The 18,820-nt window shown below is 63.3% G+C and carries 11 protein-coding genes; 8 read left to right on the top strand and 3 right to left on the bottom strand.

Annotated elements, in window-relative coordinates; genetic code table 11:
• Positions 1 to 82: 82 nt before the first annotated feature.
• On the bottom strand, positions 83 to 1,162 hold the full coding sequence (locus HMPREF0326_RS00480) for an alcohol dehydrogenase (protein WP_008681857.1): 1,080 nt from the start codon (positions 1,160 to 1,162) through the stop codon (positions 83 to 85).
• 211 nt (positions 1,163 to 1,373) lie between these two features.
• On the opposite strand from HMPREF0326_RS00480, the gene HMPREF0326_RS00475 reads away from it, so the two are divergent.
• Both HMPREF0326_RS00475 and HMPREF0326_RS00470 read left to right on the top strand, forming a co-directional pair.
• A complete protein-coding gene (locus tag HMPREF0326_RS00475; protein WP_008681856.1) occupies positions 1,374 to 2,141 on the top strand; it encodes a methyltransferase domain-containing protein in 768 nt (255 codons plus the stop codon).
• 605 nt (positions 2,142 to 2,746) lie between these two features.
• The gene (locus HMPREF0326_RS00470; protein WP_008681855.1) at positions 2,747 to 6,961 is read left to right on the top strand and encodes an acyl-CoA dehydratase activase-related protein; all 4,215 of its coding nucleotides are present in this window, start codon (positions 2,747 to 2,749) and stop codon (positions 6,959 to 6,961) included.
• A 54-nt stretch (positions 6,962 to 7,015) separates the two neighbouring features.
• On the opposite strand, the gene fliM is transcribed toward HMPREF0326_RS00470, so the two are convergent.
• Together fliM and HMPREF0326_RS00455 are read right to left on the bottom strand one after the other, a co-directional pair.
• Positions 7,016 to 7,996 (bottom strand): flagellar motor switch protein FliM, encoded by a 981-nt coding sequence (gene fliM / locus HMPREF0326_RS00465; protein WP_008681854.1) that lies wholly within the window; start codon positions 7,994 to 7,996, stop codon positions 7,016 to 7,018.
• A gap of 536 nt (positions 7,997 to 8,532) precedes the next feature.
• Positions 8,533 to 8,802 carry a helix-turn-helix domain-containing protein gene (locus HMPREF0326_RS00455; RefSeq protein WP_008681853.1) on the bottom strand — a complete coding sequence of 90 codons (270 nt, stop codon included), beginning with the start codon at positions 8,800 to 8,802 and terminating at the stop codon, positions 8,533 to 8,535.
• 218 nt (positions 8,803 to 9,020) lie between these two features.
• Between HMPREF0326_RS00455 and HMPREF0326_RS00450 the strand changes: the two genes are divergently transcribed.
• The 6 genes from HMPREF0326_RS00450 (at position 9,021) to HMPREF0326_RS00425 (ending at position 18,631) form a co-directional block, all read left to right on the top strand.
• Positions 9,021 to 11,354, top strand: coding sequence for a methyl-accepting chemotaxis protein (locus HMPREF0326_RS00450; RefSeq protein WP_020990100.1), 2,334 nt, complete (start codon positions 9,021 to 9,023; stop codon positions 11,352 to 11,354).
• Positions 11,355 to 11,418: 64 nt separating this feature from the next.
• The gene (locus tag HMPREF0326_RS00445; RefSeq protein ID WP_009302895.1) at positions 11,419 to 13,077 is read left to right on the top strand and encodes an ASKHA domain-containing protein; all 1,659 of its coding nucleotides are present in this window, start codon (positions 11,419 to 11,421) and stop codon (positions 13,075 to 13,077) included.
• A 201-nt stretch (positions 13,078 to 13,278) separates the two neighbouring features.
• On the top strand, positions 13,279 to 14,646 hold the full coding sequence (locus tag HMPREF0326_RS00440) for a small ribosomal subunit Rsm22 family protein (RefSeq protein WP_050801261.1): 1,368 nt from the start codon (positions 13,279 to 13,281) through the stop codon (positions 14,644 to 14,646).
• A 193-nt stretch (positions 14,647 to 14,839) separates the two neighbouring features.
• Positions 14,840 to 17,125 carry a vitamin B12-dependent ribonucleotide reductase gene (locus tag HMPREF0326_RS00435; RefSeq protein ID WP_035073028.1) on the top strand — a complete coding sequence of 762 codons (2,286 nt, stop codon included), beginning with the start codon at positions 14,840 to 14,842 and terminating at the stop codon, positions 17,123 to 17,125.
• Between the two features lie 167 nt (positions 17,126 to 17,292).
• Positions 17,293 to 18,069 carry a subclass B1 metallo-beta-lactamase gene (bla, locus tag HMPREF0326_RS00430; RefSeq protein ID WP_020990098.1) on the top strand — a complete coding sequence of 259 codons (777 nt, stop codon included), beginning with the start codon at positions 17,293 to 17,295 and terminating at the stop codon, positions 18,067 to 18,069.
• Between the two features lie 64 nt (positions 18,070 to 18,133).
• Positions 18,134 to 18,631 (top strand): metal-dependent hydrolase, encoded by a 498-nt coding sequence (locus HMPREF0326_RS00425; protein ID WP_008681847.1) that lies wholly within the window; start codon positions 18,134 to 18,136, stop codon positions 18,629 to 18,631.
• The last annotated feature ends 189 nt before the right edge of the window (positions 18,632 to 18,820 follow it).

Raw genomic sequence — 18,820 nt, 5'->3', positions numbered from 1 at the left:
TATGAATTTCTCTTCCTGGAGCAGATTCACTTTGAAATTTTATAAATTTCAAAGTGAAATTGTTCTAAGTTGGCTTATACCATTACTCAAAGAGACTGAATGCCTGATCCGCTGTTGCGGGCGTGACCACGCATTTGATGCAGCCGTCGCTCTTACGTTCAAAAATGTCGTAGCCTTCCAGAATGCGCTCCAGGGGCAGCCGGTGGGTAATCAGGGGACGCATGTCCAGTCTGCCTTCGGCGATAAGCCGGATCAGGCGGTCACAGTGCACGGCATCCACCCCGCCGGTCTTGAAAATGAGGTTTTTGCCGTACATCCGGTGCAAGGGCAGGCTCTGGTCCTCGGCATACATGGCTACCACGGCCACACAGGCGTGGGGCCGGGCGATTTTCCAGGCCGTCTGAAAGGTATCTCCGCCCCCGGCGGCTTCGATCACGGCATCCGCGCCTTTGCCCGCGCTGAGTTCACGCACGCGGGCCTCCACATCTTCCGTGGCGGCGTTTATCGCGTCGTCGGCCCAGCCCTGGGCCCTGGCCAGACATAAACGGCTTTCCAGAAGATCCACGGCAATGATCCGGCCCGCGCCGAACAGGCGGGCGCAGGCCATGGCGCAGAGGCCCACAGGTCCGGCCCCGAGCACGGCCACCGTGTCGCCGGGGCGGATCTCGGCCAGTTCCACGCCGAAATAACCGCTGGAGAGCACGTCGCCCACAAAAATGACCTCCTCGTCGGTCAGGTCCGTGGGGATGGGGTTGAGGCCGTTGTCCGCAAAGGGCACGCGCACATATTCGGTCTGGCAGCCGTCAATGCGGCAGCCCAGTTCCCAGCCGCCCTGCTCGCAGTTGTTCACATAATCGTGACGGCAGAAGAAACAGGAGCCGCAGAAGGTTTCCACATTGGCCGCTACCCGCATGCCGGGCCGGACTTTGCGCACCTCGGGGCCGATCTCGACCACCTCGCCCACAAATTCGTGGCCCAGAATGACGCCGGGCCGGGCGCGCGGCACCGCGCCGTCGCGGATATGCAGATCGCTGGCGCAGATGCTGGACAGTGTCACCCGCACAATGGCGTCGCGCGGGTCCTGAATGTGGGGGAGGGGGCGTTTTTCCAGGCGCAGTTCGCCCGCGCCGCGCCAGACCAGTGCCGTCATTGTGCCGTTCATGACAAGCCTCTTTGAACATGAATATTTTTAAAGCGAACCTGCTCCGGGGGACAGCATGCCGGAAGACGGGTGCGCGGTAAAGGCCGGAAGTCCGCCGCAGCGCGCCGGGACATTGCGCCGCGCCGAAGCTTGAGCTATAGTGTTCTATGTCGGGCAACCGCCGGAGACCCTTGTCTTTGCGCGTTGTTCTTCTGATCCGGGAGGCGTAAGAGTGCGGCGTTTTTATCAGGAAAGCTGGCAGGGAATTCCGTTCACGGCGTTCTCGCACATTTCGTTTTTCCATCTGGCGGAACCCAAGTTCTACGCCACGTTTTACGAGGAGTTGTTCCGCCGCTACAAGGATTGGGACGACCTGCCCTCGGTCTGGCGCGCCAACAAGCGCAAGGACGCCCGCTGGCTGGCCGGTCAGTTGCGCGCCAAGCTGGCCCAGGAACCGGGCCGGGCCGGGCCGTTGCGCGTGCTCTCCATCGGCAGCGGTGTGGGCTATATGGAAAAAGAGCTCCTGGAGGAAATGCCCGAACTGGAACTGCACGTCAACGAACCCAGCACCGTGGGCATGAAGTGGCTCAGGCGGCAGATCCCGGCGGAGCGCATCTACATCGGCCTGCCCCCGGCCTGCCTGCCCTCGGACGTGCAGTACGACATGATTTATCTTTCTACGGTGGATTACGGCATTCCCACCCGCGAGCTCACCCATTTGCTGGAGGAACTGCGCGCCCAACTGGCGCCCGGCGGCGAGCTGGTCTGCCTGTCCGCCTCGTTGCTGGAAGAGGATTCCTTTATCGGCAGCTTCGTCAATGCCATCAAGATCGTCATTCGCGGCGTCCTGCATTATCTGGGCATCCGCCGCCAGCAGTTCTGGGGCTGGCGGCGCACCCGCGACGAGTACCGCCAGCTTTTCAAGCAGGCGGGTTTCAGCAATGTGGAGGACGGCTGGCTGGAAGACGGTTTTGAAACCTACTGGATCCGGGGACAGTAGCAGGCGGAATGTGGGCAGGCGAGGGCATGTTCAAGGTGAAAATGCTTAACTCCCGGCGCAGCTGTAGAGCATTTAACGTGTTGACTGCTCTGGGAGCTGTTTTTAAATTGTCCTTTAGCCCTCTGCCTGCGTCAGGCTCGCCCCGTGCGGAGGTCGAATCTGTTTGAATATGCTCCTCGCCCAGGACTCGTCTTCCTTGGCAGAGAATGAAAATCCTAATTTAGAAACAGCTCCTAACCTACATCTGTTTTTATTGTTGTGCGGCCCGCGCGGCACTTTCTCCTGTCGCGCTTCCCTGTACCAGTATCACCCCGGAATTGCCGTTGACCGTCTGTGGCGACGGCTCCGATGTCTGCCCTGTGATTCGCATTGCCGGAGTTGTGACTGATTCCCCCTTCCCATTGCAGCGCGTGCTCATGTTCCGGCACGGGCTTGAGCCGTCTTGTCGCTCTTATCCGCTTGTCGGCTTGTGCCCAGAGGACACTCCGGCAGCTTTTCCCCCTTATATGAATACCTTTATTTTTGAATTGATAGTGCATAGGATGCTGTCTGTCACTATCTAAATGTGTACTATATACGTATGAAAGGTCAGGTCTGAGCGCTCCATGCAGCCTCCAGCAATATACCATGTCGGTCTCGATATCGGCTCCACCACCGTTAAAACGGTTGTCATGGACCCGGCGGAGAACATTCTTTTCAGCAAATACACGCGGCACTATTCCGAGGTCAGGGAATGCGCGGCGCGCCTTGTGCGCGAGATCGCGGCTTTCGGGGGCGATACGGCCTGCCGCATGAGCATCACCGGCTCCGGCGGCATTTCCTTGGCCGACGAGCTGGGGCTGCCCTTCATTCAGGAAGTGCTGGCCTCAAATCTGGCCATCAGAAAAAAAATTCCCGATGCCGACGCGATTATCGAGCTGGGCGGCGAGGACGCCAAGCTGACCTTTCTGACCGGCGGCCTTGAGCAGCGCATGAATGAAACCTGCGCTGGAGGCACGGGCGCGTTTATTGACCAGATGGCGGCCTTCATCGGCACGGACGCCGCCGGTCTGGACCGGCTGGCCCGGAACTGCGCGACCATCTATCCCATTGCCTCGCGCTGCGGGGTTTTCGCCAAAACCGACATTCTTCCCCTGCTCAACGAGGGCTGCGCGCGCGAGGACATTGCCGCCTCCATCATGCAGGCGGTGGTCAACCAGACCATCGGCGGCCTGGCGCGCGGCAGGGCCATCAAGGGCAAGGTCGTTTTTCTCGGCGGTCCGCTGTTTTTTTTGCACTCGTTGCGGGAGCGTTTCACGGCCATGCTCAAGGACATGACCGAGGCTGTTTTTCCGGATGACGGGCATTTTTTCGTGGCCCTCGGCGCGGCCTACCATGCGCTGAACATGGCCCCGCGGGAAATGTCTTTTCAGGACTGCCTGACCGTACTGGAAAAACGCAGCGCGCCGCAGACCTACGGCAGGCTGCCGCCCCTGTTCGCCTCCGAGGCGGAGCGAAGGGCCTTTACGGCGCGGCATGCCGGAAGCCGGGTGACGCGGCGGGATCTGGAAAGCGCCGTGGGCGACGCCTGGCTGGGTTTTGACTGCGGCTCCACCACCATCAAGGCCGCCTTGCTGGATGCCGACGGCAATCTGCTCTACTCCTTTTATGATTCCAACAAGGGCGACCCCCTGACCGCGGCTCTCGGCGTGCTCAAAGACATTTACGCCCGCAAGCATCCGGATCTCGTCATCAGAGCGGCGGCGGCCACGGGCTACGGCAGCGCCCTGCTGACGGCGGCGTTGCGCCTGGACATTGATGAAGTGGAGACCGTGGCGCACTTCACGGCGGCCGCCTTTTTCGAGCCGCGCGTCTCGTTCATTCTGGACATCGGCGGCCAGGACATCAAATGCATGCGCATCCGCAACGGCGTCATTGACAGGATCAATCTCAATGAAGCCTGCTCGGCCGGATGCGGTTCTTTTATCGAGAATTTTGCGGAGTCCCTGAACATGCCGCTGGCGGACTTTGTGAACGAGGCGCTGTATGCCGGGTCGCCCGTGGATCTGGGCACCCGCTGCACGGTGTTCATGAATTCCAAGGTCAAGCAGGCCCAGAAAGAAGGGGCGAAAATAGGCGACATTGCGGCCGGCCTTTCCTACGCCGTGGTGCGCAACGCCTGCTTCAAGGTGATGAAGATCGCCAATGTGGCCGAGTTGGGCGAATACCTGGTCGCCCAGGGCGGCGCTTTCGCCAACGACGCCCTGCTGCGGGCCCTGGAGCTGGAGCTGGGGCGTCCGGTCAAGCGCCCCTCCATTTCCGGGCTGATGGGGGCTTTCGGCGCGGCCCTGATCGCCGAAAGGCGCGGGCCGATGGGTGCAAAAACCAGCCTGATCGGCCCGGAAGAACTCAAGACGTTTTCCGTGCGCACGGCCGCGACCCGCTGCCGCCGCTGCACCAACGCCTGCCTTTTGACCATCACCACCTTTGCGGACAAGCGGCGCTTCATCTCCGGCAACCGCTGCGAGCGCGGCGCGGAAACGGAACCCTCGCGCTGCCCCAATCTCTATGCCTACAAGTACAAGCGCCTGTTCGAACCCTATACGCCGCTGGCAGCGCGGGAGGCTTGGCGCGGCTCCATCGGCATTCCCCGCGCGCTGAACATTTTTGAAAACTATCCGCTCTGGTTCACCTTGTTTACCAGGCTGGGCTTTCGGGTGGTTCTCTCCTCTCCGTCGTCCAAGGAAATATATTACGGCGGTTATGACACGATTCCCTCGCAGACCGTCTGTTACCCGGCGAAACTCTCGCACGGCCATGTGCTGGACCTGGTGGAGCAAGGGCTCACCACCATCTTTTTTCCCTGCCTGCCGCACGAGCAGAAAAACGCCGGATCAGATGCCGGCACCTTCAACTGTCCGGTGGTCATCGGCTATCCTGAACTGTTGGCGCGCAATATCAGCGCTCTTGAGGAGCGCGGCATAACTTTTATCCATCAGTTTCTGCCTCTGGACAGAAAGGTGCTTGCCAAGCGCATGCGCGACATTCCCTTCTTTTCGGGCATTCCCCTGGCCGAACTGGAAGAGGCCGTGCGCGCGGGCTTTGAGGAGATGGACAATTTCCACCGGGAAATGCGCGAGGCGGGCGAAGCCGCCCTGGCGGAGCTGACGGCTGCGGGCAAGATGGGAATCGTTCTGGCCGGGCATCCCTACCATACGGACCCGGAGGTGCACCACGGCGTGGCCGAGCTGGTGGCCTCCTGCGGTCTGGCCGTGTTGACCGAGGATTCCGTAGCGCATCTGATGCCGGACCCGGGCCCGTTGCGGGTGGTGGACCAGTGGGCCTACCATTCGCGCCTGTACCGGGCCGGTGCCTATGCGGCCACGGTGGACAACCTGGCCGTGTTGCAGCTGGTCTCGTTCGGCTGCGGCCTGGACGCCATCACCTCGGACCAGCTGGAAGAAATCGTCACCCTGCGGGGGCGTCTGTATGCCCAGATCAAGATCGACGAGGGCGCGAACCTCGGCCCGGCGCGCATTCGCATCCGCTCGCTGCTGGCGGCCATGCGCGAACGCCGGGAAAAGCAGACCTGCCGCGCCGTGATGGCGGGAGGGCCGCCGCCGGTCTTTACCAGAGACATGCGCGAAACGCATACCTTGCTGGTGCCCCAGATGTCCCCCCTGCATTTCCAGTTCGCGGAAGCGGTGTTCGCCTCCGAAGGCTACACGGCCGTGCAGTTGTCCCATGTGGACAGGGCGGCCATTGAGCTGGGGCTGCGCCATGTGAACAATGACGCCTGCTTTCCGGCCATCGTGGTGGTGGGGCAGTTGCTGGCCGCAGTCAAAAGCGGCGCCTATGATCCGGACAAGGTGGCGCTGGTGATCTCGCAGACCGGCGGCGGCTGCCGGGCCACCAATTACATCGGTTTTCTGCGCAAAGCCCTGTTGGACGCCGGTCTGGAGCATATTCCCATTGTTTCCTTTTCCACCAGCATCCAGGCGGATGCCCCGGGCATCAGGCTGACAGGCAAGATGCTGCGCCGGATGATCATGGCCGGGCACTACGGTGACGCGCTGTTGCGCATGACCCATCGGGTGCGGCCCTACGAAAGGGAGACAGGAAGCGCGGAGGCCCTGGCCGCGCTCTGGGCGGAGAAAGCGAGGAAAAATATCGTCTCAGGAAACATTCCGCGTTTTGAGCTGAACATGCTTTCCATGATCCGGGAGTTTGACCGTCTGCCCCTGCTGACCGAGGAGCGCAAGCCGCGCGTGGGCCTGGTGGGCGAAATCCTGCTCAAGTACCATCCGGACGCCAACAACAATGCCGCCGGAATCGTGGAAGAGGAGGGCGGCGAGGCGGTGGTCACGGACCTTATGGATTTTGTCCTCTACAACTTCTATGACCACGTCTTCAATTACAAACACTTGGCGGGCTCCAAAAAGGATTCCCGCGCGGCCCTGGCCGGAATCGCCTTTCTGGAGTTCACCCGGCTGGGCATGCGCATCGGCTTTCGGCGCAGCAAGCGCTTCAGCACGCCGGTGCGTTTTCACGAACTGCGGAAAAAAACCAAGGATCTGATTTCCCTGGGGCACCAGACCGGCGAAGGCTGGCTGCTGGGCGCGGAAATGGTTCGGATGCTGGAGGCGGGGGTCAACAATATTCTCTGCATGCAGCCTTTCGGCTGCCTGCCCAACCACATTACGGGCAAAGGCCTGCTCAAGGAGCTGAAACGGCGCTATCCCGAGGCCAACATCATTGCCCTGGATTATGATCCGGGCACGAGCGAAGTGAATCAGATCAACCGGATCAAGTTGATGATGCGCTCCGGCCAGTTGAAGTGACGGGGCGCGGGTGGCGGTTCCGGAAGACGCGCTCTTTCGGCCGGAAACGCCGTTTTATGTATACTGCGGTTCGTTTTCCTTGATGATCTGAAAGGCCTTCATGGCTTTGACCGTGCCCGCGATACCCTGGTATTTGCCCACACCGGCCACCGTGCAGGTGAGCAGGTCCTCCACGTCGGTGTCCAGCACCAGCACGTCGCCCACCTGCATGCGCAGGAGCTGATTGCCGGTGATGGTGGTGTTGCCGTAATGCACTTTGAGTTCCACCGGGGTTTCCAAGAGCCTCTCCTTGAGGCGCGCCACCCAGGCGTGGTCCACTTCCAGGCGTTCGGTCTGGAAGCTGGCGTGCAGTTTGGAACGGATGGGTTCAATGGTGGCATATGGCAGGCAGATGATCATGGAGCCCAAGGCCGTATCCAGCTCCACCTCAAAGGTGATGACCACCACCACGTCGCTGGGCGGCACGATGGCCGCGAACTGGGGGTTGATTTCGCTGCGCACCAGTTCCAGTTTGACGTCATGCACGGGCCGCCAGGATTCCTCCATATTGTCCAGGGCGATCTTGACGATTTTGTCCACCACGGCCTGTTCGATGCGCGTGAATTCGCGGCCTTCGATCTTGGGCTGGGTGCCCGCGCCGCCGAAGACGTTTTCCACCAGGGCGAAGACCAGACGCGAGTCCACCACCATGATGGCGTTACCGCGCAAGGGGTCCATCTTGAAGATGTTGATGGACGTGGGCACGGGCAGGGAGCGCATGAATTCCCCGAACTTGGTCATGTCGATGGAAATGGGGTTCAGCTCCACACGTTTGCGCACGGCGTTGGACAGGGCATTGGTGCAGAGCCGGGCGAAACGGTCGTTGACGATTTCCAGCACCGGCATGCGGCCGCGGATGATACGGTCCTGATTGGCGAGATCAAAGGCCACAATGCCGGAATCGTCTTCCGGCACTTCCGGTTCGTTTTCGATCTCGCCGCCGGAAAGCCCGCGCAGCAGGGCATCCACTTCGTCTTGCGCCAGAACTTTGTTCATATGGACCTCGAAACTCCCGCTTCCGGTATGCGCACCGAAAATGCGGATATTTTTATTCGGGTCAGGCAGCAATGCAAACGCGTTTGCGCCTGGCCTTTGCCGCCTGTCGCGGCCGGAACCGCCTGTTCCGAAAAAAGATGCAAAAAAAAGGCCAGATTGACAAGGCCTTCGGAACAGGGCCGCCGCGCGCCGCGTCCGTCATCGCGTTCCGTTTCTTGTCAGAAGCCCGACATGGGGGCCGGGCCGGGAAGGCTCTTTTGCCTATCTGACTATTTTATATGCTGATTCCATTTGTCTATATTTTATTGAACAGATATTAGCGTGCGCTATAATGTATCATTATTGCTGCTGATCATATACCGCTGCCGAATATCAGGATATGAATGATTCCATAAACGCTAAAGCATAGTATCCTTATAGGATATGGCGCATTGTCATTTCCTCACGCGCAATATATAGTCAAGTATCCTGCTTGTGTGAAACTGAATTAGGTGACTATTCAGATTTTTCGGTTCTGATGTGACGTAATATGGTTGCTATTTTGATTTTCCGTCACATTTCCCCTTCAGTTTCTCCATTTCGGCTGTGACTCTTTGAAAGAATTCCAAAGGATGCACTTGCAGGGCTTCGCAGATGGAATAAACGGCGTTGACGGTCGGTTTTTTGGTCCTCTGTTCGATTTCCCGTAAGTAGCGCCGTTCAAGACAGGCGAAATCCGCCAGGGAAGATTTGGTCATGCCTTTTTCTTTGCGCAGTATTTCAATGACTTCAGCAATGGCTTCAGCCAAATGGGGCTGTATTTTCATGCTGCCAGCCTACACAATAACTTGCTATGGTATGTGAGCTATAGTACTCCGGTTAAAGGAATGCCTTTCCGGGCATCGTGAGAGGGTGAAGTCATGCCCAGCGACGGCACGGGCTTGAAGCCCCGCGCCCGGACAATCCGCGAACAGAAAACAGACCCGTCCCGGACAAGCGATCCGTTGCTCTGACGGTGACCGGCCGGGAAAATACGGGAGGCCGCATGCGCTTGAATGATATTTCCATAAAAAAGAAACTCGTCGTCATTTTTTTATTGGGCATGCTCGTTGTCGTGGCCTTCATGCTGCTCAATATCCGGGAATTGCGGCTGATCGGGGGCGAGGCCGATATCCTGAGCCGTCCCCGGCAGGACACCATGCTTCTGGCCGCTGAAGTGGCTCACTTGCAGTGGGCGTCCCGCGTGCAGAGCTATCTGCTCGATAACGGCGAAACCACGTTGGAGGCCTCGCTGGACGGGCATACGTGCGCATTCGGCCATTGGTTCTACGGCCCCGGCAAGGCCGGTCTGGAGCGGGAACTGCCCGCGCTGGAACCGCTTTTTCAGAAGCTCGGGGCCGTCCATCTGGCTCTGCATGATTCCGCCGTACGGCTCAAGGCCGCCATGGAACGCGGCGACAGCGCCCAGGCCCGCCGCCTGTTTGAAGACGTCACCATGCCGTTGCTCAAGCAGGTGCAGGAAATTCTTACCGAGGCCCGGGGCGAGATCAATACGTCCTTTGCCGGGACGGTGGAAAAACTGCGCGCCAAAATCCATATGACCACCATGCTGGATATGGGCCTCGGCACGCTTACCGTGCTGGGCTGCTGTCTGGCGCTCTGGCTGTTGATTCGGGGCATTTCCGCGCCCCTGGCCAGGTTGAAGGACCACGCGGGCCGCGTGGCCCAAGGGGAGTTCAGCAACGTGCCCATCCGCCAGGCCGACGAGGTGGGGCAGCTGGCCGAAGCCTTTAATATTATGGTGGGGCATATCAAGGAAAAGCTGGGCATGTCCCAGGGCATCATGCGGGGCATCACCCTGCCGTTCGCCGCTTTTGACGTGGATTGCCGCCTGATCTACGTGAACCGGGCCATGCTGGCCTGTTGGGGGCATTCCGGCAGTCCGGAAGACTACCTCGGCAGAAACGCCGGCGAGTTTTTTTACGCTGATCCTCACCGGGAAACGCTCTGCGACCAGGTCATGGGCGAACGGCACGAAATTTTGAATTACGAAGTCACGCGCGAGAATTTCAAGGGGCAGGTCAAGCGCGTGGCCATGGACGTTTCCCCGCTCTGGGACCTGGACGGCACCCTGATCGGCTGCTTCACCCTGCACCGGGATCTGACCGATATTCACGCCCAGCAGGAACGCATCGCGGCCCTGAATGAGCGCATCTACCAGTCCGCCGACGAGGCGCGGGATATTTCGGGCCGCCAGGCGCGGGCCTTTGAAAAGCTCAGCGGACAGTTGCGCACCACCGGCGATATGGCTGAGGAACAGGCTCAGGCCTCTCTGGCCGCGGCTGACGGCATTCGCAGCATGGTCGAGATCATGAGCGAGGTGGCGGCCGGAGCCGGTCGGGCCGCAGGCGACAGCAAAAGCGCGGAGGAAGAGGCCGGCAGCGGCGTGGAGGTGGTGCGCGAAACCATCGCCTGCATCGCCAGGGTGGCCGAACAGACCGCCGCCGTGGCCGAAGGCATGGGGGAACTGGGCGCGCATGCCGCGGGCATCGGCCGCATTCTTGAGCTGATTACCGACGTGGCCGATCAGACCAATCTGCTGGCGCTCAACGCGGCCATTGAGGCGGCGCGCGCGGGCGAGGCCGGGCGCGGTTTCGCGGTGGTGGCCGACGAGGTGCGCAAGCTGGCGGAAAAAACCATGCAGGCCACCACGGATGTGGCGGCGGCGGTGCGGGCCATCCGGCAGGGCGTGGACGCGGGCAGCGCGGCTACGGAGCGTGCCGTGGAATTGACCCGCCAGACCACGCAACTGGCCGACAGTTCCGGGGAGCGGCTGAACCGCATTCTCGACGTGTCGCGGCAGGTGGCCGACACGGTGGCGGGCATCGCCAAAGCCACGGAAGAGCAGGCCGCCGCGGGCGGGCGCATGCTGGAGAGCATCAAGAGCATCAGCGGCAAGGCCCGCGACACCACGGACAATATGCAGGCTTCCGACGGGCATGTGCGGGACTTGAGCGCGCTTTCCGGCGAACTGAAAAAGATCATCGACGGCATGCGCAGCGAGCGCCGCGCGGAGCCCCGTTTCCAGTTGCGCGATCCCTATAATATGCATGTTTCCTTCGGCGGACGGAAGGTTGAGGCCGTGCTGCTGGATGTCAGCCGATCGGGCGCGCGCCTCTGTTTTAACGCTCCCGCCGGGCTGGAGGGCGGGGAGATCCTTGTCCTGCACGCGGAGGCCGGTCCCTTTGACGCGGTCCTCGCCGGGCGGGAAGCCAGGGTCATGTGGGCGGACGGCCCGCAGGCGGGCCTGGCCTTTGCCGAGCCCGTGGAAGGCGATCTGGAGGCCCTGACCAGAGCCGTGGGCGGCAGCAGGGCCTGAGCGCACTCGGTGCCGTTTGCGGCGCAGCTTGCCATTGCGGCGGCCTTGGGGCAGGGTAGGCGGCATGAAATTGCGCCTTTCTCCCGCTGCGGAGGGTACCGCCGTCGGCGGTACGGCCCCGCAAATTTCCGCGCCGTGCGTGGACATTGAAGCTCCGGCCGGAGAAAGTCTTTCCCGTGCCCTCTGGCTTTCCGGGAAGCTGCGACCCCTGCCGCTCTGCGGCGGGCTGGGCCGTTGTGGCCGCTGCCGCCTGCGCTTCCCGCAGGATGCGCCCTTGCCCCTGCCCGCCGAGGAGGCGGTTTTTTCAGCGCGGGAGCTGGAAGCGGGCTGGCGGCTGGCCTGTCGCCGCCAGGTCCCCGATGCGCCCGCTACCGGGCCCGCTTCCGGGCCGGGCAGCGTTCTGGAGCTGGAACTGCCGCCGGAGGATTTCGCGGCGGAAGTCGACGAGGTTTCGCCGGGGAACGCCCTGGGCGCGGAGGCGGGACGGAAACTGGCGCTGGCCGTGGATCTGGGTACCACTTCCGTGTACTGGCGCGCTCTGGAGACGGATTCCGGCGCGGCAGTTGCCCAGGGACACTTTCTCAATCCCCAGGCCGGGGCCGGAGCGGATGTCATGTCCCGCCTGGCCGTGGCCCGCGAGCCGGAAGGCCGCGCCCGTCTGGCCGGGCTGGTCCGCGCCGCGTTGCGCCGCGTTGTGGACGGCCTGCACGCCTCGGGCAACACGGTGGTCCGCATCTGCTTGGCGGCCAATACAGCCATGACCGACATTTTCCTGGACCGCGATGTGGAAGGCCTCTGCGCCGCGCCCTATCACGCGGCCCACGCCGGGCACGAAACCGCGCATCTGTCGGGTCTGCCGCCTGTCTATATCCCGCCGCTGCCCGCGCCCTTTGTGGGCGGCGACGTGAGCGCGGGCCTGGCGGCACTGCTGGCGGCCCGAACGCCCCGGCCCTTTGTGCTGGCGGATCTGGGCACCAACGGCGAATTGGCCCTGGTCACGGCGCGGGGGGATCTTCTGCTGACCAGCGTGCCCCTGGGTCCGGCTCTGGAGGGCATCGGCCCGGAATGCGGGCAACTGGCCGGGCCCGGCGTGGTCACGGACTTCAGCCTGACTCCGGCGGGACTGGCGGCGCATTCGCCGGACGGCGCACCCGGCTCCACGTCTGGCCCCGCGCGCGGCATCAGCGCCACCGGTTATCTTTCGCTGCTCGCTCTGCTGCGGCAAGTGGGGCTGCTGGACGCCGCCGGCCTGTTTGCCGATGGGCGCGCGGGATTTTCCATGCCTCTGGCCCGTAAGCTGGCCGCCGGTTTGCAAAAAGAGCATGGCCGCATGCGCCTGCATCTGCCGCGCGGTCTCTGGTTGGCCGCCGCCGATGTGGAAGAGCTGCTCAAAGTCAAGGCCGCCTTTGCCCTGGCTCTGGACGCTCTGCTGCGGGCCGCCCGCGTGCCGCCGCGCGAGCTGGCCGCGTTGTGCCTGGCCGGTGCGCTGGGCGAGCATGTGCGGGCCGACAATCTGGAACAACTGGGTTTTGTGCCTTCCGGACTCGGCTCCCGCATCCGGGCTGTGGGCAATGTCTCTCTGGACGGCGCGGCCCTGCTGGCCCTGCATCCGGACAAAGGCGCTGAACTGGCCCGCCTCTGCGCCGGAGGCCGCCTGCTGCCCCTGGTGGAAAACCCGGATTTTCATCACGCCTATCTGCGCCATATGCGCTTTGGAGTCTGAATGCCCCGCCGCCCCGCGTCCCCGCCCTCCCGATCCGGCAAGAACAAAGCGGATGCCCCGCCTCGCCGCGCGCCTCGCAAGGAGCGCCGCGAGCCCGCCGCCCGTGCAGAAAAACATTCCGAGTTCCGGCATTCCGTAAGAACCGAGCCGGACGGGCCGCGTCCCGCGCATCCCGCCCACCCTGCCCGGACGGAGCGCGCAGTGCCAAGCCGCCCGCTGCCGCCGTCTCCCTGGCCTCAGGCCGAGCCGCTCTTCCCGCCTCTGGACGCGGACGCGCGCACGGCTCTGGAGCGCCTGCCCGAGGCCCTGCACAAGGTCTGGCCCCTGAACGCCGCGCACCGCCGCTCCCTGCCCGAGGACGTGGCCGCGCTGTCGCGCCTGCTGACCACGGAACGCCGGGATCTGCGGCATCCCTATTGGAGCTCCCCGGCTTTTGTCAGCGCCTATCTCTATTATTTCCTGCCCTGGAATCTGCTGCGCCTGGCCCGGCTGTTGGCGGCCCTGCCGTTGCCCGACCCGCGCGCTCTGGCCCCGGCGGGCGGCGAGGCCTTGCTGCTGGACGCGGGTTCCGGCCCCCTGAGCCTGCCCCTGGCCCTCTGGCTGGCCCGGCCGGAGTGGCGGGAGGCCCCGGTGCGGGTGCTGGCCCTGGACAGTGCCGCCCGGCCCCCGGAACTGGGCAAGGCCCTGTTCGCGGCCTGGGGCGCGTGCCTGGGCTGGAAAACCTGGCCCGTGCGCACGGCGCAGGGACCGCTGGAAAACCTGGCCCGACAGGCGGCCCCCCTGCTGGCGGGCCGTGCCGGGGCGGGGCCGTGCCGTCCCTGGCTGATCACGGCGGCCAATGTGCTCAATGAGCTGCGGCCGGGCCGCAAGACTGCGGGCGGACGGCAGACCTGGGACGAGGACGGGGAGGACCCGGACGGTTCCGATGCCGGGGACCGGCAGTCCGGCCCGCTGGCCGAGCGCCTGGACGGCCTGCTGGAGGCCTTCGCGCCCCTGCTGTTCCGTCGTGAGGAATCGTGTTCCGGCGGCACGCGGGCCGCCCCGGCCCTGCTCTTTGTGGAACCCGGCACGCGCCTGGGCGGCAATACCATCATGCGCCTGCGCGCCCTGGCCCTGGAAGGCGGGCTCGCGGCCCTGGCTCCCTGCCCGCACAACGCGGCCTGTCCCCTGCTGTCAGGGCAGGGCGGGCGGACCTGGTGCCACTTCACCTTTGACAGCCGGGATGCGCCGGACTGGCTGCTGCGTCTCTCCACCGAGGCCGGGCTGCCCAAGAGCGGCCTGTCCCTGGCGCCTCTGCTGCTCGGCCCTGACGTGGAGAACGCCCCCGTCGCCGGGCAAGGGACCGGCCTGCCCGCGAGAGTGCTTTCCGCGCCTTTCCCGGTGCCGGGCCTGGCGGGCAGGGGCCGCTATGCCTGCACGGCTCAGGGGCTGGCCCTGCTGGAAGATGCCGAGGCCCTGGCCTCGGGCGGACTGCTGCCCGTGCGGCTCGCGCCGGACGCGCCGCGCGACGCCAAAAGCAGGGCGCGCATTGTCCGCAGGCCGCGTCCGCAGCCGTCCGCAAAGCCTTGAGCGGCGCGGCCCCGGCATTTTTTCGTGAACTTTTTCTGAAAAATTATTTTGTTATTACAGATAGTTATACGGGGAATGCGGATTTTCGGAGGCTTTTTTTTCAGCCCCGCCAAGCGTATATGAACAAAGTTCACGCCCCTGCCGCAGGCAGGGTGTGTCCTTGTCCAACTTCTATCCCAAGGTTTATGCTCTGATGATCGCAATGCCCAAAAATCTGCCGCAGCCGCAATTGAAACCCAACACCGAGGTGGTGCTGCAGAAGCGCTATCTGCGCAAATCCCTGGACGGCAAACTCTCGGAAACCCCGCGCGACCTCTTCTGGCGCGTGGCTTCGGCCATCGCTGCGGAGGAAGGCAAATACGAGCGCTCCTCCTGCGAGCCTGAAGCCCTGGCCCGCGACTTTTACGATCTGATGACCGGCTGGAAGTTCCTGCCCAATTCGCCCACCCTGATGAACGCGGGCACGGATCTGGGCCAGCTCTCCGCCTGTTTTGTGCTGCCCGTGGGCGACTCCATTGAAGAAATTTTCGACGCCGTTAAGTATGCGGCCATGATCCACAAATCCGGCGGGGGAACGGGCTTTTCCTTCTCGCGCCTGCGCCCCAAGGAAAGCCGGGTGGGTTCCACCGGCGGCGTGGCCTCCGGGCCCGTCTCCTTCCTGCGCATTTTCAATACCGCCACGGAGCAGATCAAGCAGGGGGGCACCCGGCGCGGCGCCAACATGGGCATTCTGCGCGTGGACCATCCGGACATTCTCGATTTCATCCGAGCCAAGGAAAAAGAGGGCGAATTCAACAACTTCAATCTTTCCGTGGGCCTGACCGAAGCCTTCATGCAGGCCGTGGAAAAGGACGAGCACTACGATCTGCGCGCGCCCAACACCGGCGAGGTGGTGGACCGCCTGCGCGCCCGCGACGTCTTTGACCTGCTGGTCAAAAAAGCCTGGCAGTCCGGCGATCCGGGCATCGTCTTCCTGGACCGCATCAACCGTGACAATCCCACTCCGGACCAGGGCGAGATCGAATCCACCAACCCCTGCGGCGAGCAGCCCCTGCTGCCCTTTGAGGCCTGCAATCTGGGCTCCATCAATCTTGCCTGCTTCTATCTGCCCGGCCATAACGACGACGCCGACCCGGCCCGCGACGGCATCGACTGGGCGGAGCTCAGGCGCGTGGTGCATCTTTCCGTGCGTTTTCTGGACAACGTCATTGACGCCTCGTTGTTCCCGCTGCCCCGCATTGCCGAAACCGTGCGCAAAAACCGCAAGATCGGCCTGGGCGTCATGGGCTTCGCGGATCTGCTCTTTGAGCTGGGCGTGCCGTACAATTCCCGGGAAGGCATTGCTCTGGCCGAACGGGTCATGGGCTTTGTACAGGAGGAAGGGCACAAGGCCTCGGCCGAACTCGCCAAGGAGCGCGGGCCCTTCCCGGCCTATCCCGCCTCCACCTACGCCAAGGCGAAAAAAGGCCCCTACCGCAACGCCACGGTGACCACCATCGCCCCCACGGGCACGCTCTCCATTATTGCGGGCTGCTCCTCCGGCGTGGAGCCGCTCTTCGCGCTCTGCTTCACCCGCAATATTCTGGACGGCGAGCGCCTGGTGGAGGTCAATCCCTATTTCGAGGCCGCGCTGGCCGCCACCGGCCTGGCCGGCCACGAGCTCATGGACAGCGTGGTGGCCAAGGGCTCCATCCAGGACATGGACTTTCTGCCCGCCAAACTGCGCAAGGTCTTTGTGACCGCCATGGATATCGAACCGGTCTGGCATTTGCGCATGCAGGCGGCTTTTCAGCGGCACACGGACAATGCCGTATCCAAGACCGTGAACCTGTCCAACACGGCCACGGAGCAGGACATTTTCGACATCTACTGGCTGGCCTACAAGGAAGGCTGCAAGGGCGTCACGGTGTACCGTGACGGCTGCAAGAGCATTCAGGTGCTGGCCACCGGCGAAGGCCAGAAAAAAATGGACGGCGAACCCGCCGCCCCATCCGGCCGGGTCGCCGTTCAGACGGGCCGGGCCCAGGCCGCGGTGCGCAAGCGCCCGGACATCGTGCAGGGCTTCACCCAGAAGGTGCAGACCGGCCTGGGCGCCATGTACCTGACCGTCAACGAGGTGGACGGCGAGCCCTTTGAGGTCTTCGCCACCATCGGCAAGTCGGGCCGATCCATCACGGCCAAGGCCGAAGCCATCGGCCGCCTGGTGTCCCTGGCGTTGCGCTCGGGCGTGCATGTGCGCGACGTGGTGGCCCAGATCAAGGGCATCGGCGGCGAACACCCGGTCTTCCGGGGCAAAGGCCTGCTGCTGTCCATTCCGGACGCCATCGCCTGGGTTCTGGAAAAGCGCTATCTCAAAGACGAGCACATCGGGGAGGTCAACGACCTGGAAGCGCAGCGCTGCCCCGAATGCAACGAGCCCCTGGTTTTTCAGGAAGGCTGCCTGATCTGCCCGGCCTGCGGGTTTTCCCGCTGCGGTTAGCGCCGGACGGTCTTTTTGCCCGCTGACTGCGTCAGACGGCGCGGCCCGGCTTGGTCACGTAGTTAGGCTACGTTCCCGCGCCGGGCTGCTTGTCTTTCTTGTCGGCGAACAAAAACCCCCGTCCGCCGGGGAAGCGTCTTATGATGTGGCATGGTATGGAGGAAAATATGACACAAGTACGAGTGTTTTTGGGGGCAGTCGTGCTGGCCCTGATTGTCTGTTGCTGGTCCCCTGCAAAGACTGCGGCGCAGGAAATCGGCGAGTCGGCCCGTGTTGCGGAGGATCTGGACGTGGTCCGGCTGTCCGGGCGGGTATACATGCACGTATCCCGCTATGAGATGCCGCCGTTCGGCCTGGTGCCCGCCAATGGTTTGATTCTGGTGGACAAGGGCGAAGCCTTTCTCTTTGACACGCCGTGGACCGAATCTCAGACCGAAGTCCTGCTGGACTGGATAGAAAATGTCCTGCACGCCAGAGTCACGGCCTGCGTGCCCAATCACTGGCACAAGGATGCCATGGGCGGCTTGCCCGCCGTGCGCCGCCGGGGCATCCCGACCTACGCCTACGACGGCACTATTGCCATTGCCCGGCAAAAGGGCCTGCGCCCGCCGGAGCACGGCTTCGCGAGCGAGCGGACGCTCAAACTGCACGGTCTGGAGGTGCGCAACGTCTATCTGGGCGGCGGCCATTCCACGGACGGCATCTTTGTCTGGATTCCCGCCGAAAATCTGCTTTTTCCGGGCTGCATGGCAAAGGACGCCAAGACCGTCAATCTGGGCAACACTGAGGACGCCGACGTGCGGGCCTGGCCGGGCACTATGGAAAAGGCCCTGGCCGCCTTTCCCGATGCCTGCATTGTGGTTCCCGGCCACGGGCAGCCCGGCGGCCCGGAGCTGTTGCGGCATACGCGCGATCTGGCCCTGCGGGCGGGCGGATCACGATAGAGCAATTCCCGATTGAAATGCATAACATTTCAATCGCAAAATACTGTAGGTCACGGGACAGCGCATGAAATGGATCACCCATCAGGCGGCGGCCGTGGGCGCGGCCCTGGCCCTGCATCTGCCGCCCGCGGGCGTGCTGGCGGCCTGCGTGGGCGCGGTGCTGCCCGACGTGCTGGACCAGCGCCTGGCCGGTCTGGCCCCCACGCGGCGCGGCCGTCAGAAGGTCTTCAACCGTATCCACCGGGGCGCGACGCATTGGTTCGGCTGGTGGCTGGCCCTGTTTCTGGCGGCCCTGTTCTGGCATCTGCCGCCGCTGGGAAGGGCCACGCTGACCGGGCTGGCTTTCGGCGGCCTTTCCCATGTGGCCCTGGACATGCTCACGCCTCAGGGCGTGCCCTTGCAGCCCTTTTCACGCAAGGGACGTTTTTCCCTTAAGCTCTGCGCCACGGGCAGTCTGGGAGAATACTGCTTTCTGGCGGTCATCGCGCTGGCGGTCTGGTTTTTCATGGGCCGGGATCTGCTGCGCCTGGTGCAAGGGCTGGGGCACGGCGCGCTGTTTTAGAGCGATTTCACTTTAAAATTGCTCTAACGCCGAACATGGTGAGGCGCGTCGCGAAGACCGACCCGACGGGCGGCCCGTAGGGCCGTGCCTGTAGCTCAAAGGGCGTACAGGCATCGAGAGCAACGCGGCGTGGATTGCGGCGAAGCGACCGAAGGCAGCCCGAAGGGCTGTCCCCGTTGGCGACAACGG

This window comes from Desulfovibrio sp. 3_1_syn3, from assembly GCF_000145315.2.
Taxonomy (GTDB): Bacteria; Desulfobacterota; Desulfovibrionia; order Desulfovibrionales; family Desulfovibrionaceae; genus Desulfovibrio; species Desulfovibrio fairfieldensis.
The sequence above is the reverse complement of the archived record's forward strand: the minus strand, read 5'-3'. Positions and strand labels throughout refer to the sequence as shown.